Annotated in this window: 1 protein-coding gene; it reads left to right on the top strand. The window is 60.6% G+C overall.

Features of this window, described 5'->3' with window-relative positions; genetic code table 11:
• Positions 1–135: 135 nt before the first annotated feature.
• A partial coding sequence (gene sctE / locus KVT39_RS38230; protein WP_306795619.1) for a type III secretion system translocon subunit SctE occupies positions 136–1,073 on the top strand: 938 nt, incomplete at its 3' end.

Below are 1,073 nucleotides of genomic sequence, written 5' to 3' on the forward strand. Positions count from 1 at the left end.
CAAGGCCAGGCAGTGTTTCGTGCTGGTGTGCGAGCAAAGCGCTGACGAGGCGCTGCGCGCCAAGGCCCAGGCGTATCTGGATGGTTTGGAGGAGGCGAAGGACGAGCAATCCCGTCTGCAGGAACAGGAGCAATCATGAGCGGTACGACTATCGGTCAGGGCTTCAATCTTGGCAGCGCCGAACTGGCGAAGGCATTGACAGGCAGCACGCAGGCGAGCGAGAAGTTCGTCGATTCCGCGCAGAAGTCCGCGCAGGCGCTGTTCACGATGCGCGTCAGCGAAGACGCGGGATCACCCAAACCGCGAAGCGACCTGAACACGCCGCAATTGACGCAGCCCACCGCCAGGGCCCAGGAGGAACTGAACGGTTCCGGCAAGCTGGCCTTGCTACTTGGGCAGTTGATCGAACTGTTGCGCGATGTGTCGCTGTCGCAGCTGGAGAACCGTCTGGCCACTTGGCGCGCGATGATGGAAGCGCAAAAAGCCATGGGCGAGCACTTGTCCCAGGAGTTGCAAACAGCGCTGGAAGAAGCCGAGCGCGCCACCGAGGCTTACCAGTCCGCGCTGGGCAACCTGAACGGCGCCAAAGACGCGCTGGACGCGGCGAAACAGAGACTGGCCCACGCGCAAGCCAAGCTGGATGGCATGTCTACCGACGACCCGGGTTACGCCCAGGCGCTGGCCGAGCGCAATCAGGCTCAAGGCGAAGTCAACCACGCTCAGCAGGCGGTTGATCAGGCTGAAGCCGAGGCCATGCAAGCGCATGAGCAGGCTGTCGCCAAGGCTCAGAATGCAGACAGGCTACTGAGCCAGGCCCAGGGTCTGGGAGTCAAGAATGAGACTGTTCAAAGAGGCGAGCAGGACAGCCTCTCCAACACCGCAAAGCTGACCATGTTGATGGCCATGTTCTTGGAACTGGTGAACAAGAACAGCGAAGATAGCCTGAAGAGCGATCTGGCGACGTTCCAGGCTTTGCAGGAAGGCCGCCAGAAGGAAATGGAAAAGAAGTCAGCCGAGTTCAAGGAAGAAGTGCGCAAGGCGGAAGAGCTCAATCGCATCATGGGGTGCATTGG

The sequence above is a fragment of the Burkholderia sp. GbtcB21 genome (assembly GCF_019091065.1).
Lineage (GTDB): Bacteria > Pseudomonadota > Gammaproteobacteria > Burkholderiales > Burkholderiaceae > Burkholderia > Burkholderia pyrrocinia_C.